This is a genomic window from Allobaculum sp. JKK-2023, from assembly GCF_034745455.1.
Lineage (GTDB): Bacteria > Bacillota_I > Bacilli_A > Erysipelotrichales > Erysipelotrichaceae > Allobaculum.
This window is the reverse complement of the sequence record NZ_JAYERV010000003.1, coordinates 440,280-461,198: the sequence shown is the minus strand read 5'-3', so window position 1 is coordinate 461,198 and position 20,919 is coordinate 440,280. Positions and strand designations below refer to the sequence as shown.

19 protein-coding genes are annotated in these 20,919 nt (G+C 41.2%); 10 read left to right on the top strand and 9 right to left on the bottom strand.

Annotation, left to right across the window (positions count from 1 at the left end; all coding sequences use genetic code 11):
* Positions 1-668: 668 nt before the first annotated feature.
* Entirely contained in the window at positions 669-1,121 is a 453-nt protein-coding gene (locus tag U4956_RS01890) for a PH domain-containing protein (protein ID WP_323088588.1), read from the bottom strand.
* A gap of 1,075 nt (positions 1,122-2,196) precedes the next feature.
* Here U4956_RS01890 and U4956_RS01885 point away from each other — a divergent pair.
* The 5 genes from U4956_RS01885 to U4956_RS01865 all read left to right on the top strand — a co-directional run bounded on the left by U4956_RS01885 (position 2,197) and on the right by U4956_RS01865 (position 9,194).
* Positions 2,197-2,724, top strand: coding sequence for a hypothetical protein (locus tag U4956_RS01885; RefSeq protein WP_323088585.1), 528 nt, complete (start codon positions 2,197-2,199; stop codon positions 2,722-2,724).
* Positions 2,694-3,245, top strand: coding sequence for a hypothetical protein (locus tag U4956_RS01880; RefSeq protein ID WP_323088583.1), 552 nt, complete (start codon positions 2,694-2,696; stop codon positions 3,243-3,245). The genes U4956_RS01885 and U4956_RS01880 overlap by 31 nt, the downstream gene beginning before the upstream one ends.
* A 91-nt stretch (positions 3,246-3,336) precedes the next feature.
* Positions 3,337-4,152, top strand: coding sequence for a TIGR02391 family protein (locus U4956_RS01875; RefSeq protein ID WP_323088580.1), 816 nt, complete (start codon positions 3,337-3,339; stop codon positions 4,150-4,152).
* A gap of 54 nt (positions 4,153-4,206) precedes the next feature.
* Positions 4,207-5,211 carry a restriction endonuclease subunit M gene (locus tag U4956_RS01870; RefSeq protein WP_323088578.1) on the top strand — a complete coding sequence of 335 codons (1,005 nt, stop codon included), beginning with the start codon at positions 4,207-4,209 and terminating at the stop codon, positions 5,209-5,211.
* Positions 5,212-5,225: 14 nt separating this feature from the next.
* On the top strand, positions 5,226-9,194 hold the full coding sequence (locus U4956_RS01865) for an Eco57I restriction-modification methylase domain-containing protein (RefSeq protein ID WP_323088576.1): 3,969 nt from the start codon (positions 5,226-5,228) through the stop codon (positions 9,192-9,194).
* A gap of 193 nt (positions 9,195-9,387) precedes the next feature.
* On the opposite strand, the gene U4956_RS01860 is transcribed toward U4956_RS01865, so the two are convergent.
* The 3 genes from U4956_RS01860 to U4956_RS01850 all read right to left on the bottom strand — a co-directional run bounded on the left by U4956_RS01860 (position 9,388) and on the right by U4956_RS01850 (position 12,460).
* Positions 9,388-10,932 (bottom strand): transposase, encoded by a 1,545-nt coding sequence (locus U4956_RS01860; RefSeq protein WP_323088574.1) that lies wholly within the window; start codon positions 10,930-10,932, stop codon positions 9,388-9,390.
* A 434-nt stretch (positions 10,933-11,366) separates the two neighbouring features.
* Positions 11,367-12,155 carry an abortive infection family protein gene (locus U4956_RS01855; RefSeq protein ID WP_323088570.1) on the bottom strand — a complete coding sequence of 263 codons (789 nt, stop codon included), beginning with the start codon at positions 12,153-12,155 and terminating at the stop codon, positions 11,367-11,369.
* Positions 12,156-12,160: 5 nt separating this feature from the next.
* Positions 12,161-12,460, bottom strand: a complete 300-nt coding sequence (locus tag U4956_RS01850) for a hypothetical protein (protein ID WP_323088569.1) — start codon at positions 12,458-12,460, stop codon at positions 12,161-12,163.
* 141 nt (positions 12,461-12,601) lie between these two features.
* On the opposite strand from U4956_RS01850, the gene U4956_RS01845 reads away from it, so the two are divergent.
* Entirely contained in the window at positions 12,602-12,898 is a 297-nt protein-coding gene (locus U4956_RS01845) for a hypothetical protein (RefSeq protein WP_323088566.1), read from the top strand.
* A gap of 545 nt (positions 12,899-13,443) precedes the next feature.
* On the opposite strand, the gene U4956_RS01840 is transcribed toward U4956_RS01845, so the two are convergent.
* Together U4956_RS01840 and U4956_RS01835 are read right to left on the bottom strand one after the other, a co-directional pair.
* Entirely contained in the window at positions 13,444-14,184 is a 741-nt protein-coding gene (locus U4956_RS01840; protein ID WP_323091429.1) for an IS3 family transposase, read from the bottom strand.
* A 17-nt stretch (positions 14,185-14,201) separates the two neighbouring features.
* Complete coding sequence (locus tag U4956_RS01835) at positions 14,202-14,501, bottom strand: transposase (protein WP_323088329.1); 300 nt, start codon at positions 14,499-14,501, stop codon at positions 14,202-14,204.
* Between the two features lie 306 nt (positions 14,502-14,807).
* Between U4956_RS01835 and U4956_RS01830 the strand changes: the two genes are divergently transcribed.
* Positions 14,808-15,893: a hypothetical protein gene (locus U4956_RS01830; protein WP_323088565.1), complete on the top strand. Its 1,086-nt coding sequence runs from the start codon at positions 14,808-14,810 to the stop codon at positions 15,891-15,893.
* Positions 15,894-16,665: 772 nt separating this feature from the next.
* Here U4956_RS01830 and U4956_RS01825 read toward each other — a convergent pair.
* Both U4956_RS01825 and U4956_RS01820 read right to left on the bottom strand, forming a co-directional pair.
* Positions 16,666-17,040 (bottom strand): hypothetical protein, encoded by a 375-nt coding sequence (locus U4956_RS01825; RefSeq protein ID WP_323088564.1) that lies wholly within the window; start codon positions 17,038-17,040, stop codon positions 16,666-16,668.
* 42 nt (positions 17,041-17,082) lie between these two features.
* Positions 17,083-17,370, bottom strand: coding sequence for a helix-turn-helix domain-containing protein (locus U4956_RS01820; RefSeq protein WP_323091428.1), 288 nt, complete (start codon positions 17,368-17,370; stop codon positions 17,083-17,085).
* A 361-nt stretch (positions 17,371-17,731) separates the two neighbouring features.
* Here U4956_RS01820 and U4956_RS01815 point away from each other — a divergent pair, with 361 nt between their 5' ends.
* Genes U4956_RS01815 through pcp form a run of 3 tightly spaced genes read left to right on the top strand, consistent with a single transcriptional unit; the run spans position 17,732 to position 20,039 of the window.
* Positions 17,732-18,430 (top strand): DUF969 domain-containing protein, encoded by a 699-nt coding sequence (locus tag U4956_RS01815; RefSeq protein ID WP_323088562.1) that lies wholly within the window; start codon positions 17,732-17,734, stop codon positions 18,428-18,430.
* On the top strand, positions 18,427-19,380 hold the full coding sequence (locus U4956_RS01810) for a DUF979 domain-containing protein (protein ID WP_323088561.1): 954 nt from the start codon (positions 18,427-18,429) through the stop codon (positions 19,378-19,380). The genes U4956_RS01815 and U4956_RS01810 overlap by 4 nt, the downstream gene beginning before the upstream one ends.
* Positions 19,381-19,394: 14 nt before the next feature.
* Positions 19,395-20,039: a pyroglutamyl-peptidase I gene (gene pcp / locus U4956_RS01805; RefSeq protein ID WP_323088560.1), complete on the top strand. Its 645-nt coding sequence runs from the start codon at positions 19,395-19,397 to the stop codon at positions 20,037-20,039.
* A 371-nt stretch (positions 20,040-20,410) separates the two neighbouring features.
* Here the strand turns inward: pcp and U4956_RS01800 are convergent, their stop codons facing one another.
* The gene (locus tag U4956_RS01800) at positions 20,411-20,914 is read right to left on the bottom strand and encodes a sulfite exporter TauE/SafE family protein (protein WP_323088558.1); all 504 of its coding nucleotides are present in this window, start codon (positions 20,912-20,914) and stop codon (positions 20,411-20,413) included.
* Between the last annotated feature and the right edge of the window lie 5 nt (positions 20,915-20,919).

The window sequence follows — 20,919 nt, the reverse complement described above, 5'->3', positions numbered from 1 at the left end:
CGGGAGATCTTTTTAGTTTAGGACCGCCTGCTGATGGTCAGCACCAGGCAGACCTATTGAAAACACTGCTGATCAGACTACTGAAAAAGCTCTTTCTCTTTCTGTTTTACAAAGAAGCAGCCTGGATACTTGTTTCTTATACCATCTGGCTATCAGAATATGTAATAGTTTTGAAATTAAAATTTCATCTCAATGGATAGTTGTAATACGATGGGAATACAGACACGACCAGCTGTCAGGTAGAAGCTTCATGGAGGGACTCAAGCCATCGACAAGACGATGGAAAAGGCGAGGGTCAATGATCAGATCAGCTATGGGCAACCTGTCAACACTCCATCGCCAAACTGGAAGGGAGATTAAAATGAAACAATTCTGGATCAAAGTAGTCGCCTGGATCATCATTTTTTCCGCCATTTCTTTTCTCTACTACAAAAGAACAGGTGATCTTACCTATTTTTATACCTTTCTTATCATTGCGCCCTTTTGCATTCCGGTATCTTATTTGACAAGAAACTGGCATCCTCTTCGGGATTTTTATAACTGGGCGCATCGGAACGATAGTGATGAATTGACTGATTCGGAAGAATCAACGTAAAACAAATTGGGGCTGTCCCATACTGGAAAACACCAACTCCAGTAGGGGACAGCCCTTTTGCTTATTGTAATGGTTATTGATTGATTCGAGTGTGATTTGCGAATGCAGTTTCCTGAAGCCACTTGTAAAGATCCTGAATCGGATAGCATTTTGGAAATTCCAGCTTGAGTGAATCAGTCGAAACACCCGAGCTGACTTTGTAATACGGAGAAGTGATGTATTCGATATTAATTTCGCTGTCATCAATTCCAAATCCGGCAGTTTCGACAGAAACGTTGATCATTGAATCAAGATAAATCGTGTTGAGTCTTGTTTTCTGGCCAGTCGCACCTTGTTTATCCACATAAATGATCCGGTAATTGGTAAAGATCACTGCATCACGAATCAGCGTAAAACCAGACTGAATCGTTTCGCCATTCATCAGGTAGGGAGCATACTCACTGGTCAGTTTTTCAACAGACTGTTCTGACAGGTTGCCCATCAGCCCCTGCGCCAGGTTGCTTCCCAATTTGTTCATGATACCCATAAATTTCCTTTCCTTATATTATATGTATCGCCATATTATATGTATCGCCCACTGCTCACAGTCAGATAGGATTTCAAATTCAGGCTCTTTGAATTCCCAAAGAGCCTGAATTTCTCACTATATGTTTTTATATATTCTGGCGTGAGTGACTAAAAATAAGCCTACCATAAAACTTGAATTGTTTTGAAATTTACGGTGATAAAGCGGCTTATCTCGCTATTCATCAGCCTCAAAAGCCGGTCTGTGAGCAAATGAGAATCCACTGGAGAACGAACGATCGGATCCATCGTTTCCGGTGTTCAGAAAGCTAAGGAGAAAGGTCTCAATTTGACTAGAATTGCTCAAGTCACGAGTGGAATTCGCCTGGCTTTGGAAGAGGGAAGGGATAATGACTGTTCAAAGAGTTTTTTCTGGTTTATCCAGTCGATATGCACTTGTAGAAGAATTAAATCATTATATGACATCATGGAATTACTTGGATTGCCATCTTAGATAATTGTGCGATGTAGACCGTATGCCCCAGAGCAAAATAGTCAATTGAATCTATTGAGCTCAGGGGTATTTTTCGTTTTGACTACTGTAGATCGATCACAAGTATTAAAATGCTGCTCAAAAATGGCGAATCTATCATTTGCACTACCGTTTGTTAAATTCTTCATTCGGAAATTTGATTATAATACATCCTCTAAAAACACAAATGATAAGCACAAAAACCTCACAAAAAGGTACAAATAATTTTTGAAATCAATAACTTATGCAGCTTTACAATAAAAGAACGTATAATTCTTCTTGAATATGGGATTTGTTAACTAAAATAGTTGCTGTAATCACAAAGAATTCCGATGGAATGTACAACGAATCGTGTCTCAGGTAAAGAAGGGCATCTTTATACCAGCTTCGTTGATAAATCAATTTTGATATTCTTGCTGCAAGTATGTTTTGGTCATGACCGACTGTGTTTAAACAAGATAGATCAGATAGTCAAGAACTCCTAACGCCTCGACCTCAGGATCGTTTCTTCCTTTATAATGGGTGCTAAAGAGCAAATCAAATGATGAAGCTGGAGGTACTGGAAATGGAAAAAATCATTGAGTTTCGAAAATATCCTCTCAACATGGTCTTGGAAAAACTCCTGGTTGATAAAACGACTGGAAAGAAAATTATCTGGGCAACGGATGGTTACAGCGAATATGGACCCAAATACTGTGATCGCTTTGAAATCACAACAGGGGCTCTCAAGGGAATGAATCCAGTTCTTATCCAGCCGCGGGCATTCAAAGCAATAGAGACTCAGCAGCAAAGAACGAAAGCCAAAGCAGAGGTATTCACGCCCTCATGGATTGTGAATAAGATGATCAATCACCTCGATGAAGAGTGGTTTGGCAGACCAGACGTGTTCAATGTTGAAAAAAGTCAGTCCTGGATAACAAGAAAAGAAAAAATCGATTTCAAAGAAAAAAATGGCAGGACTACATTGACCGCTCAGTCCTGGAAATTACCTGTGGCGAAGCACCGTTTATCGTTTCACGTTACAACGCATCAACTGGAGAGATCATCTCCATTGAAGAAAGAATGGGGGTTCTCGATCGCAAACTGCGTATAGTTACAGAGAATACAGACAATGAAGAAGACTGGTTGAAGTGGACCAAACGTGCTTATGAAAGTGTGTATGGCTATGAATACCAGGGCGATAATCTGCTCATTGGTCGCATCAATCTCCTCATGACTTTTGTTGACTACTACCAGACCATCTGGAAAAAAGAGGCAGACCTAAGTCTTCTAACAGCGATCACAAATATCATTACCTGGAACTTTTGGCAGATGGACGGACTAAGTGGAACAGTTCCGCTCGGAGTACCACAGCCAATGGTCGAACAAATGACTTTGTTCGATATCGAAGAGGAACAAGAAGAAAAAGCTCCACTTTGCCAGGTTAGAAAGTGGAGAGCAAAAAAGACAATTTTATATAAAGAGATTGAAACGAAAGAAGGTAACGACATGGGCAAGAAAAAGTTCGATGTAGTTATAGGCAAAAACAGATTGATTGATCGTATCACTAAACAAATCAGACCACCATTTATATCACTGAGGTATAAAAACCAATCTTTATATTGTTACTGTTAGGGGCCGATTCTACCGGATAAATGAGTAGGACCGGCTGCTTTTCATAAGTCGAGAAAGTATCGATTCTGATTAAAGAAAGGATCCGAATGACATGTACCAACACGAGTTTGACCAACAAAAAGTCGAAAGCATCTGCGATATCATTGCTGACACCTCCAATGGTTTAACAGGAAGGGAGCTCCAGCATCTTCTTGATCTGTGTAGCGTACCATACGATTTACCGATTGCTCCAAACAAAAGGCAATGGTTCTTCAACTGTTTAGCATATAAATTCAATAGAGAACAATCTCAATATTTGTTCAAAGATATAATAGAAAAAACCGTCAATCTAGCTCGTTATACTGATTTTGATAATCGTGAACAGTATGAGTATTTGGTTAACGGGATTAACAAAGTTCTGCTTCTAGAAGGATATGAAATAAATACTAGCGGAATAATAGTTGAGGTAGAAAAGGCCGATACTTTAGACGAAGTAGATCGAAGGGCCAATGAGCGCGAAGCAAAATTTCAAAAACAGAACTTTCACCCATCGGTTGTTCACCTTGCAAAAAAAGAATATGTAAATGGTCAATACTTTGAGGCCGTTTTCGAGGCATCAAAAGGTTTATCAAAGAAAGTGAGAGAACTAACCGGACTTACTGGCGATGGAGCAAATCTCTTTGAAAAGGCATTTTCCACCAAAAATCCATACCTTGTTTTGAATCGATTGGAGACTGAGACGGAAAGAAACGAGCAGAACGGTCTTAGAACTTTGATTAATGCTATTTTTCTGATGTTTAGAAACCCGCAGGCTCACAATTTAAAACTTGATTGGCCTGTGAATGAAGTGAAAGCTTTGGATGCTCTTTCGTTGATTTCATTTGCATTTAAGGGGCTGGACCAATGCCAGGTGGTTAAACGGGACTAGTGGCTATCCTTAGGTTGGTCGCTAGATAAACGGCTATTCGGTATAATAAGGACAATGAAAACGAAAACAGAGATTATTGATTCCTGGTCTCTAACAGAGTTTGAATCAGCTCTTTACGAGCTATATCCATCAATTCTGCGAACTTTGTTAAAGGACCATACGACGGGAAAAAGTATTGTTTGGGCAACTTCCAGTCATCTTGAGTTTGGAGTGCAGTTTGGAGCTGACAAACAACTAGATCCTAATACCGTAAAATTTGGAAAGAGAAACTTCTTAAAGCCACGCGTTCGGAAGTCTCAAGCAGCACAAACTGCGAGAACCAAGGATAAGGCAGAAGTATTCACCCCTTCCTGGGTCTGCAATATGCAGAACAATTTAGTGGATGACGCCTGGTTGGGCAGTGAGAATTCGTTCAATGTTGGTGATTTCGGTAGTTGGCAAACCTCGGCAGACCCTATTCAATTTTCTGCTGGAAAAACCTGGAAGGATTATGTAGCCGATATCCGATTAGAGATTACTTGTGGTGAAGCCCCATATCTGGTTAGTCGTTACGATACTGTGAGTGGTGAAAAGATAGAGCTTAAAGATCGGATTGGTTTGCTAGACCGAAAATTCAGAGTGATTAACGAAAACGCAAAATCTGATCAAGTTTGGAATGCTTCAGTTATTAAAGCTTTCGAATCAACCTACGGTTATGAGTACCAGGGTGATAATTTATTTTTAGCTAGAGAAAATCTCCTATTTACCTATATCGAGTATTTTTTTGATAGATTTGGACGATTTCCATCGCTCAAGCAGATTTCAAGAATTGCCGAGATTATTTCTTGGAATGTATGGCAGATGGATGGATTGACTAACTGCCTACCTTTTTCTAAACCGGTCAAGCCATATGAGCAATTGACGTTTGGTTTTGAGGAAGATGAAGATGGGATCACATTTTTTGAAGACTCAGCCCTTTTTGATTCAGGAGACAGTCCTTACTGTTTGATTGCGGATTGGACAAATAAGACAGATGGTAAGCCTGAAATAATAGAATTCCGAAGCTTGTTAAACCGATAGAGAGAAAAAAGACTATGAAACCATATTTCGAGGATAATTTTGAATATAATTTGATCTATGTTTTTGGCATTCCTGATCAGGCGCATCACGGAAAATTGAAAATTGGAAAGGCCTCCTTGAAGACTAAAACTCCTCGAGACCAACTGAACCCAAATTCAAAGGAACTCAACAAAGCTGCACGTGATCGGATTGATAGCTATACCCAGACAGCTGGGATCCATTATGACCTTCTTTGGACAGAGCTGGCAGTAAAAGATGTCAATGAAAATGGTTTGGTGGTATCCAAAGCTTTCTCAGATAAAGACGTTCACTCTGTCTTAAAAAATTCTGGAATCGAGAACGTGCGTATCGATGATACAACTGGTTCTGAATGGTTTGAACTTGATTTGGATGCTGCTAAGACCGCCATCCGAGCAGTGAAAAGCAACAAGGCCTATTTCACCCCAGACGGAAAAATGGTATCTGCTCCGATAATTTTCAGACCAGAACAGGAAGAGTGTATTTCCAGAGCGGTAAAACATTTCAAAAAATCGGATCGATTCTTGATCAATGCAAAAATGCGATACGGAAAAACATTTGTTGGCTTGGAGATTATCAAAAGAGCGAAGTTTAAGAAGACGATCATCGTAACTCATAGGCCAGTAGTTAATGAAGGCTGGTTCGAAGATTTCAGAAAGATTTTTCGTAATACTGACTACCGCTATGGATCGAAAAAGAAAGGCTACTCTTTTGAGCAATTGGCCGAGGAAGATAATCCCTTCGTCTATTTTGCGTCCATCCAAGATTTGAGAGAGTCTGCAAAGATAAAAAAGGGTGGCTATCAGAAGAATGACGAGATTTTCGATACAGACTGGGACTGTGTGATTGTGGATGAAGCCCACGAAGGAACCCAAACGTCTCTTGGTGATACAACAATCAAGACATTGGTACACAAAAATACGAAGCTTTTGTCGTTGTCTGGAACACCATTCAACATTCTTGACGATTATGAAGAGGATGCCATCTACACTTGGGACTATGTCATGGAGCAGGAATCCAAATCTGAATGGGACAAACTTCATTTTGGGGATTCTAACCCTTATTCTGATCTTCCAGAGCTGAAAATTTATACATATGATCTTGGAGACGCCCTGGGAAGCTCTGCATATACTTCTTTCGAGGATAAAGCCTTCAACTTCAAAGAATTCTTCCGTACCTTCACAGGTGATTTTAAGTACGACCATGAAGATATGCCCCAGGGAGCACATGTGGGCGATTTCGTTCATGAAAAGGATGTTTGGTCTTTCCTGAATCTGATGAGTAAAGAAAGTCAGACAAGCGCCTATCCGTTTTCGACAGCTGAATATCGTGATATTTTCAAACACACTCTATGGATGGTTCCAGGAGTCGATGAAGCTCGAGCTTTGTCGAAGTTGATGATGAAGCATCCTGTTTTTGGTAGTGGTCAATTTGAGATCGTCAACGTTGCTGGCGATGGCAATCCGGAAGATCCTAACGAGGAAGCATTGACGAAAGTCCGAAACGCAATTAACAGAGCCGCATTGAATGACACTTATACGATCACTCTGTCTTGTGGAAAACTCACCACAGGAGTCACCGTTAAAGAGTGGACAGGCGTATTCATGCTTTCAGGATCGTACAGTACCTCTGCGGCCAATTATCTACAGACTATTTTCCGAGTGCAGTCTCCAGCCAATATTAACGGAAAAATCAAAGACGCCGGTTATGTTTTCGATTTTGCTCCTGACCGAACACTAAAAATGGTGGCAGATGCGGTCAAAGTATCCTCAAAAGCTGGATCTACAAAAGAAAGGGATCGTGAGATTCTGGGAAAATTTTTAAATTACTGCCCTGTGATTGCGATCTCCGGCTCCGAAATGAAGCCTTATGATACTCCAAAGCTTCTCCAACAACTTAAGCGTGCCTATGCCGAAAAAGTAGTTCAACACGGTTTTGATGACAATAGGCTTTATACTGATGAACTTTTCACCTTGGATGAAAAAGATCTTGAAATGTTCAAAGATCTTCAAACTGCGATCGGTAAATCAAAAGCACAAGAAAAAAACAAGGAGATTGATATCAACAAAACTGGCTTGACCAATGAAGAGCGTGAAGAAGAGGAAGAAATCAATAAGAAAAAGAAAGAGAAGGAACAATTGACCCCTGAAGAAGAGGCCAGACTTGAGGAGTTGAAAGAAAAGAAAAAGAACCGAGCTCAAGCTATTTCGATTCTGCGTCAGATTTCGACCCGGATGCCTTTGCTTATATATGGAGCTGATGTGCCATATTCAGATGATATTGACCTTGATACCTTCGTCAAATTAGTTGATGATGCTTCCTGGGAAGAGTTCATGCCTAATGGGGTTACAAAAGCAGAGTTTAGAAAACTAAGGCGGTTTTATGACGAAGAGATTTTCATTGCAGCTGGAAGACGTATTCGAAACTCAGCTAGACAAGCAGATACACTTGAACCGGTTGAGCGGGTAAAAAAGATTGCCGATATCTTCTCTACCTTCAAAAATCCTGATAAGGAAACAGTACTGACTCCTTGGCGAGTAGTGAATATGCAGTTAGCGGACACAATAGGTGGCTGGTGCTTCTTTGATGAAAAATACGAAAACCAGCTTGACTTACCTCGTTATGTCGTCCAAGGAGAAGCAACAAGTGCGATATTCGAAGTTGATGACCCTAAAATTTTGGATATTAATTCGAAGACTGGACTGTATCCTTTATACTCTTGCTATTCGGTTTTTAGGAATAAGGTAGAAAAGAATCCTGAATTAGATCAAAGACAATTGTGGAAATCAATTGTCGAAAATAATATCTTTGCAGTTTGTAAAACACCAATGGCTAAAACTATTACAAAACGGACGCTATTGGGATATGGTCCTGGAAGGCCAAATCTTCATTCCTTCAAGAATCTGATTACCACCCTCGAAAACAAAAAGGGCGAGTTCATCAAGAAAGTAAACTCAAAAAGGTTCTGGGGATTAAATGTTCATAAAGGAGAGGATGATTTGCACTTTTCAACAATCGTCGGAAATCCGCCATATCAGTTGATGGATTCGGGACACGGTGTGAGTGCAAAAGCAGTTTACAACTACTTTGTGCTAACAGCAGAAGCACTCAAACCAGAATTTTCATCTTTAATAATGCCATCTAGATGGTATGCGGGTGGGAAGGGATTGAATGATTTCCGTAAAACAATGCTGAGTAGTCAGCATGTCAAGAAGTTGATTGATTTCCCGACATCCACTGATGTATTTCCAGAGGTAGATATATCTGGTGGAGTATGTTACTTTTTATCATCTTACAAAGAAACATCTACGAAAACAGAAGTGGTAAATGTTAAAGGTTCTGAAAAAAACGTCATGATTCGTGAACTTAATAAATATCCAGTCTTTATTCGGGATAACAAATCTGTGGAGATACTGGAGAAAATTCTTAAAAAACATCACGGCTGCTTTTTAAATAAGATTTGTTCAGCCAGAAAACCTTTTGGCTTGTCTACTAACTATCCACCAAAAGAGCAAGGAATTCCTTGTAGATTCATTCAGAAGATTGGACTGAAATATGCAGATCCAAAAGATGTGGTTGATAACTTTGATCTATTAAATAAATGGAAGTTCGTAGCGCCCATTGCACCAATTGCTGGGCAAACGGATTTCAATAAACCCATTGGGTTTTATACAGATAACAATACGTTCATTCTTCCCCCTGGCACAGCATGTACCGAGTCGTTCTTCGTCGTTTATTCAGCAAAAACAAAAGAAGAAGTAGAGAATTTCCGATCATACTTATTCACGAAAACTGCTAGATTCCTTTTATTGCAAGCTGTTGTTTCTCAACACATCACTCGAGAACAATTCATTTTTGTTCCTGATTTAAAAGTATATGATCGGCAGTACACAGACGAATATTTGAGGAAGGTATGGGCAATTACAGACGCGGAATGGGAATACATAAATTCAAAAATCAAATAAAATACATTTTGAGCACTCTCATAAATTCTAGGAGGAATCTGAATGAATTATTAACAAATTATTAAGAAAATATCAGCTAAGCGGCTTTTATTAGTTCTGTCTTTCTCAAAGAAAGTTTTGAGAAGTCAGTTTCAGTCGATCTGAAAAAAAGGCCGCACTAAAAAAAGTAGGAATACTAGTTTGTTTTTTTACACTAATTATTAGCTGCCTTTTCCTCTTTTAACCAGGCATCTGTATGAATGTTTACACATCCAAGAAAGGTTACAAATGATATCCGGCGCTGAGTACGTGTTTTCGTTTTATGGAGACCGTAATCATTCAGACAACGATTGTTGAGTCGCTCACAGCTTGTCCGATTGTTATAAACTGTCTTCCACTCTTTGGTTCCATGCTTCTGCATAGCCCTTTCTCTGGCACTGTTACACTTCAAATAGACGGAGAGGCCATAGGTACCTTTGGAACATTCGTCACGGTGGGAGCACTCCGAAATTCGCTTCATAACATACGGGCAGCGATATTTATAGGCATTATGTGTTTTGTCAAAACCAGTACAGCACCTCTCTTCGCCTGATTTGCATATTGGTTTGCCGGTAGAGGAAATGGTCACGCTGCCTTTTTCGGTTCCTTTTCCTCTTCTTTTATTGAGGTCGATAACGGGATTGATAGACCAGTTTTCGCACAGCTGAAAAGTCGCTTCATTATCACTGGCGCTGTCCAGACAGAGATGAGTAATGTTTATGTTCGGATATAAGTGCCTGACCTGGTTTATTGCTTTAATCGAAATGGTTGAATCGTGTTCTCTGGCAGATTCGATCATAAAGTGGATTGGCAGATCAATATTTTTATCGGAGTTATGAACAACGTTAAAATAGCCTGTAAAGCCAAAATAGTAATCTCCCTTATCACTGTCAAAACCAATACTGGCATCAGGATCAGAATAACGACGAAGGGTATCAAATTTTTCGGTTCCAGTGTATTCTAATAGATGATGACCTCTGTTGTTTGCGTGAACATAGACAGCGGTTCCATCACCCGAAAGAATGAGATTACCCGGATCGATCAGGCCCATTGCGATAGATGGTTCCACCGCAATTTCTTTAAAGAGAGCTTGAAGAATCCTGATAGACCTTTCTGGGTCAATCTCGCCCATTTGAGCCTGAATCGCCAGGGAGGTTGTCGCCCCGGGAGGATTCAGGTTCATTTTTTCTCCCTTTCTGGTTGGATTTGGTGTCCCGGACTGATCAATATCAGAATCTGGAGGACTGGCAGAGTTTTTTGGCTTTCGTCCCGGCTTGCCTTTTGGCTTTTTAGCTTTCTTAGGCTTATTATTCTTTCCTGCGGGAAGGATGTTCACAGAAATATCCCACAGATAAAGTCGATCCATTAAGGAATAATAGGTCCCGACTGCTGGGTTGCGTCCACTGATGCCGCAAAGTACCCGGAGTAAAAAGTCGTACTCAAGGCGGTCATGCCATAACTGAATACTGGTTTCCTGGAAGTGATACATAAGAACCAGAGAACGAATAAGCATCCGTGGATCGGCAGCAGGTCGCCCTCTGGAGGAATACAGGTGAGAAATCACATCTATAACTGGATCCAGATTAAGCAGAGTGACCTTACCTAAAGCCATGGCGTATGACAGATCGTTAAGCCTGTCAATTTGCGAAGAGCGCATGATGGCTATCCGGCCATTCAGATCCTGTAAAAAATCCTGGTGAGTACTAGAAACGGTTAACATCTCGACTGCTCCTTTCTAAAAGTCGTTTTTCTGATCGGCAGGAGCCTGCAGAAAAGTGTTAAGTTTTCAACGCTCAATCCAACACTTAATAAAAAGTTAATATTTATTCAAATAAAAAATACCATCTTTCGCTTCTGAATGTAGGAAAAACGAAAAATGGTGAATATAAAATCCATGAAGCCTAAAGGTGTTTCGAATTTATGAGAGTCGTCTGTCGATGAAGAAGGAAATGTCTATTCAGAAATGACTGGTGAGATAGTCTTAGGCATCCCATAATTCATTAGTACAGACTAACGGGGGAAAGGGGGTACTACGTCCTCAAGTAGCATTTTATGTTGGTATTTCAACAAAATATCAATATCCAATCTACAACCAGGGCTGGCAGACAAAGAATTGCCTTGTTAGCCGAGGGGTTGTTTTCAAAGTAAAAAGTTCTACCATTTAAATTCAGAATAATCGGGCTGAATTACTTGTATGAAGTTTAAAATCGATGTGACTATCTCAACAACAAGTTTTGATTCGTTTTTGTTTAACACTTGATTGACATGCGCATAACTTTGCTTGTTTCTTACCTCGTTAAATGCATCCATTAGACTGATTGATGATTTTAAAGCTCTCAGTGAAAATTCGCTCTCAATCAAATTGTTTTCTCTATAGTATTTACACAAGTTACCCATTAGGCTCTGGAGAGGAAGATTATCTCCATTTTCTTTTTTAACTACCAGACCAATATCTTCACATTTATTCCTGATGAATTTAGTTGTGTATGTGTGAAGCCGGTCTAATGCTAGATCAGCTTCTCCATTTTCAATTTTTCCAATAATATCGAAACTTAAAGTTTTTAATAAAGGATCACTTTCATCAGGCAAGGTGACAGCTGATTGAGAGTCAAAGCAAGCAGACGGTTGAGAATTCGGAATAAATAAGAACTCTCTACTTACAAGACCGGTATTTTCAGGATCAAGAGCTTTATCGAAAACTATAATAAAACTGTTCTTATTCATTTCAATGATGTCAAGATCTTGCTTCATGCCAATTATGTCAACATCTAGAGCGTGGTAATCCCAATATCCACGTAACCCAGCATAATAAGCAAATCCTAGATCATGATGCTTGATTTCACATCTACTTAAGGGTTCAATCAGCGAATCTAACTTCATCGCTCTAGCATACATTTCAAACAGTGACTTAAAATTATCTGGAAAAATGTAATTAAAATTCATGCTTCTTATCTTCCTCTCGACAATCTAGCAAGCTCCTGGTCCATCGGTTTTACCAGTTGTCTGGCCAGCGTTCTTCCATCCATGGAAAGATTGGCTTCCAGGCTGAGTGCTAACACAGCGTTTTTCATTTCCTGACCAATTCTGGAATAGTCGATCTCCATTGCTTGCGGCTGTGTGGAAGAGCGGGTCATCATGCTGCTTTGAACAGCGGAGTGGATCATCCCCATGAGGGAGTTCGCACCAACGATGACTTCCTTGCCTGCTTCGCCACCAGCCAGAAGTGTATTACCTCTCATTCCAAACACACTGGGCCCGTCTAGGATCATGCCGCTTGGCATGGCTTTAGCGTACCATTCAATGCCAATCGAGGGAAGACCGCCATCAAACCAGTCGAGAGGGTTGATGGAACCGGAAATGGAGAAATGCGGCAGCGGAATATGTGGCCAGTGGAACTCGAAATTGAAGAATCCCTTTATGGCATCAATCGCACCGGAAACAATATCCCTGGCTCCCTCGATTTTTTCTTTGATCCAGTTATAGATATTACCGAAGACCTCACTAACCTTATTCCAGGCATCAGAAATAGGGTTGATGATGTGGTCTTTGATGCCATTCCAGATGGACTGCGTTTTCTCGCTGATCCAGTTCCAGGCATTGGAAGCGGCTGTCTTGATGCCTTCAACCGCTCCGGAAAAGAAACCAGAAATTTGGTCCTATGTCAAGATTTAATACAACTAAAATAGAGGTTTCTTATCAGTAGAAGCCTTGATTACTTTTTTTGACGGCTTTTCTTTAGCCTTATTTGGTTGTTTTCCGTTTCGCCTATCGGCGACCAGCCTCTGCGGCTGGACCGCAGCTCGCTCCGATGAGGTGTGTGGGACTTTCACTCGCCGCTTGCTCGATGACCATCGTCGCACATTCGGTCTGCGGCTGACAAGGGCCGCTGGCGCTTAAACCCTTGTCAGCCTACGACCGCCTGTGCACTCAGGTCTTCCATCGAGCGAAGCGACGGTGAAAGTCTTTCAAGCTATCTATGATGCCGTATGACTGGCCCCGTTCTCGAGCGGCTGCGCCTTACGAGAACTGGATCTTGGCAACGCGGCTATCATCCTCCACTATCCGTTTTTTCTACGGATGCAGTTTTCTGTTTTTCATTTGTAAGTGGTTGTGTATTAGAACTTGCCTTCATCTGCTCAAAGGTGTTTGGAGACAGGTAATTGCAGTGGCTATGAATTCGTACCGGGTTATAGAAACTCTCGATATACTGATCGCATAAGCGATAGACCTGCTAGTAATTTTCCAGCTCAAATCGGTTAAGCCACTCTCTTTTGATTAGAGAATGGAAGGATTCAATGCAGGCATTATCGTAAGGGTACCCTTTTTTGGAGTAGCTGCGAATCATATCGGAAGTCAGATTCTGATAGTGGCTGCAGGTAAAATGGATACCCTGGTCTGTATGCAATACAATTGGCCGACCGGATTTTCGCCTGATTTTAGCCGTTTCCAGCGCTTCCAGAACATCTTCAGCCTCCATGGTTCTGGATAATTTCCAGGCAATAATCTTTCTTGAAAAGAGGTCCATGATACAGGTTAAATAGACAAACCCTTCCTGTCGGGTGTGAATATAGGTAATATCAGTACACCAGACCGCATTTGGTTGATCAGGATTGAACTTTTGCTTCAGAATGTTTCTGAGCTTTTGATCCGTTCCTGGGATAATTGAAGGCCGCTGTGGCTTTTTTATCCATTGTGCCCGGATACCCATCTCTTTCATATAGGTACCGACGGTTCGATCTGTAATCGTGTAGCCTTGCCTGCGTAGAAGAACTCCAATCTTCGGGGCACCGTAATTTTGGTGACTCTGATCATATATTTTTTGTATTTGTTTTTTCACATCTTCTTTACGTATCGCCTGATTACTGGGTTTTCGATTCAGGCAGGCATAATAACCAGATCTGGAGAGGCCGAGTAGTTTAAGCACTCTGGCCACGGAGAAGTCTTCTCCTTTTTCGCTTTCTTCGTGTACCAGGCTATAGAGCGTGGAGTTTAATTTCCCAGAATGCTTATAGCTTTTTTTAAGATCTTTAGCGCCTCAAGAGCATCTTTGAGTTCCCTTTGGAGACGGGCATTTTCCTTTTCAACTGGATTGGTATAATGACCAGATCCAATAAATTCCGGTTCACCATCCTCTGAGCGTTTGGCCTGTGTCTTGAATCGACTCAAAGTACTCAGCCCAATTCCAAGGTTGTCTGCGCATTCTTTCATCGTCAGATCGGGATGGTCTTTAACATATTGAAGAGCGTCTCTTCGCTGCTCTTCAGTAATTTGTTTCCGTTTGTTTGCCATAGAAATACTCTCCTGTTCGTTTCGAATTGTAACTCTATGACATAGAACCGGTTAGGAATAAACTCTATTCGGTTTGTCCACTAATTATTCTAACTTCAATGGACTAAGAGATATTCCTACAGCCCAGATCGTGGACGAGATCGGAGAGCTGAAATAGGTGACTTATTCGGGAGAGGAAAAACAAAAATCTGGTCCTGACGACTACAAAGCTTTAGGACCAGATCATAGAGCTGTTCGAGCTTAGCGAACCCTTTGTATAGGTACGGGAATTTAGATTGTATAATAAATTGATTTAAGGAAGTGTATATGAGATTTAAATATAGAATAAAAGAAGTATGGCGGTTTCTATTGCTTGCTTTTTATCCAAAAATTACACTGTTTGGCTGTTTGGTTTTATCAATAGTTGTCAGTGTGCTATTTGGAATTATCGCCTCTCGGATTCCTCAGGAATCTTTCACGTACAATATTAGTTTTACGTTTGCTACAGGTATAATTTCCTCTTGCCTCTTTACATTTTTTGTTGAATTGTTCAATAACTTTAAACATAATAAATTGGCTTTGTATGAATTACATGAATATTATTCAATTGTTTTAAGGTTCGAAAATTATAAGCTGATTGGAATGCAGCAGACCTCTTTTCAACGAGCAGGAAAGAAAACTCATGAAGGGTTTGGAAGTTTATGTGATAAAGATGAAATGCTTGAAGAGGATAAACCGAAGGATATTGTCCAAATAACATGGGAACAATTGCCTGAAATGATTCCGGTTTTCAAACGAACACTCAACGATAAAATGGAGTTTTTAAGTGACGTTGAGATTGATGAACTAAGAAAGATACTTATATATTATGAATGGATAACTGCTTGTGTATCTGATTGTATCTTGACTTCCTCACTGACATATGATTCTCTTAATCATCCAGATGAAGACTGTCTGAAATCAGTTTATCCATCAAATGTGATTAAGAATATCCCGGAATGGATAAAAAGAGATCTTTCTAGGAAAGAAAGTCTAAAGGCTTGTGACAGATATGTTGAAGCTATTCTTTCAGATTCATCTCTCCTCTCACAGGTTATGAAAAACTATGAAATATCAAATAATAGCCTTGATAGTCTCCAAGAGAAACTAATCAGGCAAGAAGAGGGGGAATATAGTTGTTCCGAAGACGACGATTACGATGATCGAGACTTTTATGAACCAGAGAATGAAGAAACATTTAAACTACGCAATGAAGAAATTTATAACCAATTAGAATATAGGTCTGAAGTAAGTGGGATAATTAGTGATTGTTGTCAAAATATATCCGATAGAATAGACAGCATAGAAAAATGTATTCAGAAAAAACCATATTATGGAATAGTACTTGAAAAGTTGGCTCTTACGCAAATGTAGTTTTTAACACTGATGCTCCTGGCGAATGAATAAGCTTGCATCCTGAACGCACGCCCAGAATATGTCGATGTGGTCAAAAATTATAAATACACTTTGATTAAAATAAAAACGAACTATTTTATCTAGGATTACATTGGCTTTATCGGTGTATTTTCACCTATTAATAGACGCTTGATCCAGAGAACATTTCTCAATACTTACTTTGTAAAAGGATACTTTATCTAAATTTAGTCCAATCGGTATAATTTCTCCGTGAGTTCAGGTTGCATCATTCATGTTGTTGATTAAATAGCAGTGCCTAATTCGAGATGAGTTCATCTATCTTGTTTTAGGTTATTGAGCTTAGCCGCAACTGCTATCACCGATAATAGTGATGGTAGCTAAACACACTGTTTGCGTAAGAGCCAGAAAAGAGCTGATACTATTCGAATGGTATTTAAATCTCAGAATCTCTTAACTGAATAGCATTGGATAGATTCTGCTCCGATTAAAATAAAAGAGCGGGGATTGGCCGCCCTTTCAAGTGCAAATTATAAGATGAACTTACATGGTTTGTACCTCAATTAGTAGATTCATTTTATATAAAGAAGTGGCGAACATCAAGAGTCATTTTCTCAAACAGATTTCGTCGGCATACACAGTGCTTTGAAAGCGACCGAATGTTGTCGACGAGGTATAGATTTGTTTGTAGAGTGATTGATGCTGTCCAAAAATCTGTCTAAAATATCTATGTAGACCAAAAAGAAATCATTCTTTTCGCAGACCGTAAACACTATGAGTCTGCGTTTTTCTTTTTTGATTCGTAAAAGCTGGCCTCTACACTGAGACCAGCTTTTGTGCGTTTTTCGATTCTTCCCCGGATCGCGACGGATCCATTTCTTGCCGACAAAGTAGAACACAAAGCTTTTGTTTTGTACGCCATCACCTTATCTGCCATGGCTCTGATTAGATCGCCATCGAAGGCATCTACATGATCGAGTTTCTCTACCAGTTCCAGATAATTATGCTTCCGTTCACCTTTTTCCGGTGGTTGATCAACATATGGTAATGGTATTTGAGGGGTACGGTTTCGTTCACTTTCAGTCAATTCACAAATCGGATTGGCTGAAAGTGAAGTCAGTAGGATCCTGTGGTAAGCAAGAAACATAGCAACTTCATATAAGGCAGTACAAAGGCTGTATATAAGAAGTCATCCGGAAAATTTCTGATTTGATACTTCATGGGAGTGGAGCCGCTGTCCCTGGCGCCACTGGGTACAGGAGAGGCCTGTTGTCTGGCGGAACAGACGAGAAAAGTAGAGCGGGTCTTCATAACCAAGGGAAGAGGCAATGATCTGAATGGACAGATCCGTGGTTTCAAGCATCCGTTTGGCCTCGCTTTCTTTGGATTGCCAGATGAAATCACGCAGCGAAATCCCCTGGTAGGTGGAAAAGAGCCGAGAACCATAGAAACGGCTGACACCAAGTTCTTTGCATATATCGGCAATGACTATCGCATGATTGATGTGTGTCGAGATGTAATTGACAAATTCTGCTACAATCCGCTTTTCGTTGGAGATCTGGCTCGCTCTGGCTGACCTATGCTGCGCTGTCCTGCCTGATCCATTTTTGATGAGAATCTGGTGAGAATCTTGCTTCTTTAAAACCTGTCCGATTTTGGGGACGGATCTTAAAAACGGTTATGGGAGGCATAGATTAGGACCACTGCTTCTCCTTGCTTTCTGAACCTGACCAGGATGAAATCCTTTCATTTATCAGCGATTCTGATTACCCAGTAAAAAAGAATGGAAAACGAGGGCAGGGACCGATATAGTTGAAACATTGAAAAGAGGTGTATTTATGAATTGGTTCTGTTTAATTGGAATCGTAATCGTCATCGTGGGATTCGCGTTGAAATGGAATTCGATTCTGGTCATTCTGCTTGCTGCAGCGGCTACAGCCCTGGTAAGCGGAATGTCGCCAGTCGCATTGCTTGAAACAATCGGATCTACGTTTGTCGCAAATCGAAATATGGCAATTTTTATCATTGTCATGCTTGTTACCGGGACGCTTGAGCGCAATGGCCTGCGGGAAGCGGCTGCTGGGCTGATCGGTAAGTTTAAAGGAGCGACCAGTGGCATGGTTATCGGCATTTATGGGGTCATGCGTGCGATTTTTGCGGCCTTCAATGTTGGTTTTGGCGGCGTTGCCGGCTTTGTTCGTCCAGTCATCATGCCAATGGCTGAGGGAGCAATCACTGCCAAAGGACATAAACCGAATGAAGATCATATGGAAGAGCTGAAGGGAATGGCTTCTGGTATGGAAAACATTACCTGGTTCTTTGGTCAGGTTCTGTTTGTCGGCGGCTCTGGCGCGTTGCTTGTGCAGGGCACGCTGGAGGGGCTTGGCATTCATGTTGAGCTGATTGATCTGGCGCTGATTGAAATTCCTGTCTGTGTGATCGCGACGGTGCTGGCAATCATTTACTACTATGTCAAAGACCGTCGTCTGTATAAGAAGTATTACCAGGATGAACTGGGGGAGGAAGGATTGAAATGAGTTTTTTTACAAATCCTGAAATTGCCTTCAGCGCAAAAGTAATGGAAATCATTTACATTTTTATGGGCTTTATGTGCATGTATACAGCCTTTAAAAACCTGAAAGACAAAGAAAATCCTTCTCAGGTCGGAACGTTTATTTTCTGGTTTCTGTTAGGAATCGTTCTGGCCCTTGGCCAGTGGCTTCCTTCGCTTGTTTCTGGAATTCTGGTTGTCCTCATGTGTCTGCCAGCTGTCTTTAAGAAAGTGGCGAAGGGACATGCGGATGTTCCAACAGTTCAGGAAACCCAGGCAAATTATCAGAAAATTGGAATGAAAATTTTTGCTCCGACATTATGTATTGGAATCTTTGCGATTCTTTGCGCAATGACCGGACTTGGAATTGGTCTTTCTGCTTTGAATGGTGTTGCGATTGGTGTTGTTCTGGCCATGATCATTTTGATGTTCCAGAATAAGGGCAATACCTTTAAAGTGTTTATGAAAGATTCTGAACGCATGCTTTCTGTTGTTGGTCCTCTTTCCATGCTGCCAATGCTGCTGGCCTGCCTTGGGGCAGTCTTCACCCAGGCTGGGGTTGGAGAAGTCATTGCCCAGGTTGTCGGAAACATTATTCCAGAAGGAAACGTGACGGTTGGAATCATTGTGTATGCGATCGGAATGATGCTCTTTACGATGATCATGGGAAATGCTTTTGCGGCAATTACCGTCATGACGGTGGGCATCGGCTATCCATTTGTCCTGGCTTATGGTGCCAATCCGACTGTGATCGGGATGCTTGCTTTGACTTGCGGATATTGTGGTACGCTTTGCACGCCGATGGCAGCCAACTTCAATACCGTTCCAGTTGCCCTGCTGAATATGAAAAAGCAGTTTGGTGTTATCCAAAATCAGGTTCTGATTGCCGGAATTATGATTGTTGTTCAGATCATTATGATGATCGCGCTGAAATAACAGGAGGTCTTTTCATGAAAATTCTTATTACTGGCTTTAATCCATTTGGAAATGAATCCGTCAATCCAGCTTTTGAAGCAGTAAAACTGCTGCCTGATACCATCAAATCCGCTGAAATTGTTAAGCTGGAGATTCCGACTGAATTCAAAAGAGCCGGAAAAGTCCTGCAGGAAGGAATTGAAGCCAATCATCCGGATGTCGTGATCTGTGTAGGCCAGGCTGGCGGACGCAGCGCAATTACGCCGGAACAGGTTGGAATTAACCTGATGGATGGCCGGATTCCTGACAATGCCGGCTATCAGCCTTTCGACACTCCTGTGCGCGAAGATGGTCCAACTGCTTATTTCACGTCTCTGCCTGTCAAAGCAATGGTTCAGTCCATCCGGGATGCCGGCATTCCTGCATTTGTTTCCTATACCGCCGGAACGTATGTCTGCAATTTTCTGATGTATGAACTACTTTACCAGATTGAGCATTTCTTCCCGGAAATTAAAGGCGGCTTTATCCATGTTCCGTTCATGACTGAGCAGGCCGTCAACAAAGCCAATGGCACGCCGTCCATGGATCTGAAGACAATTTCCAGAGGTCTTGAAAAAGCGGTGGAAGCCGTTATCGAACATGACACGGATATTGAGCTTCATACTGGCGATACTCATTAAGTTCATCCAGGCAATTCACAATCTAACGACGCAAAAAAGAGAACCCGTCCAAAAAAGAATCAGACAGGTTCTCTTTTTCTGTCTTTCGCCTTTTTTTTTACCTTTCACCTTTTTGCGACAGTACAGAAAGATTTTGGATGCGAAGTCGGGTGGGAAATGGCTTGACTGGCAATCCTGAGGATTGAACTTTAGAAGTCAGGATGAAGCAGGAGCGAAGTGAAAAAAAGCAAAAAATAAGCGAAAAGCGAGAAAATGAAAAGACTCAACATCTTTGATCGGGAAGATGTGAGTCTTGGATCTGAAAGGGGCAGGAAAAAGCTGTCAGTTTCTGGGTGAGTAGGGTTTGCTCATCGCATTGGATTCTTTTGTCTTTAGAGAACGTTCAGAAGACCGGAGATACCAATCAACAGGTAAGTCATTTTGCGCAGTTTAGCGTCATCGATTTTTTCAACGGCTGTTTTGGCCAGAATGGACGCAATCAGGATTGCTGCCATGCCCGCAGCGATCATTGGCAAGTGGGCAGGTGTAAGAATGCCGCTGCAAAGTCGGAACAGGGTGTTCCAGAGGACGTTGAGGATGGAAAACGCCTGCATCGTTCCAAGGTATTCTTTTTTGTCTTGAGTCAGGTTCAGGAAGTAGATCACCATCAGTGGGCCGCCAATTCCAAACAGACCATCACACAGACCGGAAGCGACAATGTAGAGAGCAGACATTGGCTTGGACATTTCTTTTGGGCCAGTGTTCTTGTTGAAGAACAGGTAGTAGACGGAAAGCAGAACCAGAAAACCACCGAAAATTCGGACCAGAATCTCCTGGTTGACGTGAGTTGAGAATTGAATGCATAAGCTTGAACCTAAATTCCCGCCTTTATACACATGTC

Excerpts from the sequence above, each read along its gene's own strand:
- U4956_RS01890 (WP_323088588.1), bottom strand. The coding sequence starts at position 1,121 with ATGGGTATCATGAACAAATTGGGAAGCAACCTGGCGCAGGGGCTGATG.
- U4956_RS01885 (WP_323088585.1), top strand. The coding sequence starts at position 2,197 with ATGGAAAAAATCATTGAGTTTCGAAAATATCCTCTCAACATGGTCTTG.
- U4956_RS01880 (WP_323088583.1), top strand. The coding sequence starts at position 2,694 with ATGGGGGTTCTCGATCGCAAACTGCGTATAGTTACAGAGAATACAGAC.
- U4956_RS01875 (WP_323088580.1), top strand. The coding sequence starts at position 3,337 with ATGTACCAACACGAGTTTGACCAACAAAAAGTCGAAAGCATCTGCGAT.
- U4956_RS01870 (WP_323088578.1), top strand. The coding sequence starts at position 4,207 with ATGAAAACGAAAACAGAGATTATTGATTCCTGGTCTCTAACAGAGTTT.
- U4956_RS01865 (WP_323088576.1), top strand. The coding sequence starts at position 5,226 with ATGAAACCATATTTCGAGGATAATTTTGAATATAATTTGATCTATGTT.
- U4956_RS01860 (WP_323088574.1), bottom strand. The coding sequence starts at position 10,932 with ATGTTAACCGTTTCTAGTACTCACCAGGATTTTTTACAGGATCTGAAT.
- U4956_RS01855 (WP_323088570.1), bottom strand. The coding sequence starts at position 12,155 with ATGAATTTTAATTACATTTTTCCAGATAATTTTAAGTCACTGTTTGAA.
- U4956_RS01835 (WP_323088329.1), bottom strand. The coding sequence starts at position 14,501 with ATGGCAAACAAACGGAAACAAATTACTGAAGAGCAGCGAAGAGACGCT.
- U4956_RS01830 (WP_323088565.1), top strand. The coding sequence starts at position 14,808 with ATGAGATTTAAATATAGAATAAAAGAAGTATGGCGGTTTCTATTGCTT.
- U4956_RS01825 (WP_323088564.1), bottom strand. The coding sequence starts at position 17,040 with ATGTTTCTTGCTTACCACAGGATCCTACTGACTTCACTTTCAGCCAAT.
- U4956_RS01815 (WP_323088562.1), top strand. The coding sequence starts at position 17,732 with ATGAATTGGTTCTGTTTAATTGGAATCGTAATCGTCATCGTGGGATTC.
- U4956_RS01810 (WP_323088561.1), top strand. The coding sequence starts at position 18,427 with ATGAGTTTTTTTACAAATCCTGAAATTGCCTTCAGCGCAAAAGTAATG.
- pcp (WP_323088560.1), top strand. The coding sequence starts at position 19,395 with ATGAAAATTCTTATTACTGGCTTTAATCCATTTGGAAATGAATCCGTC.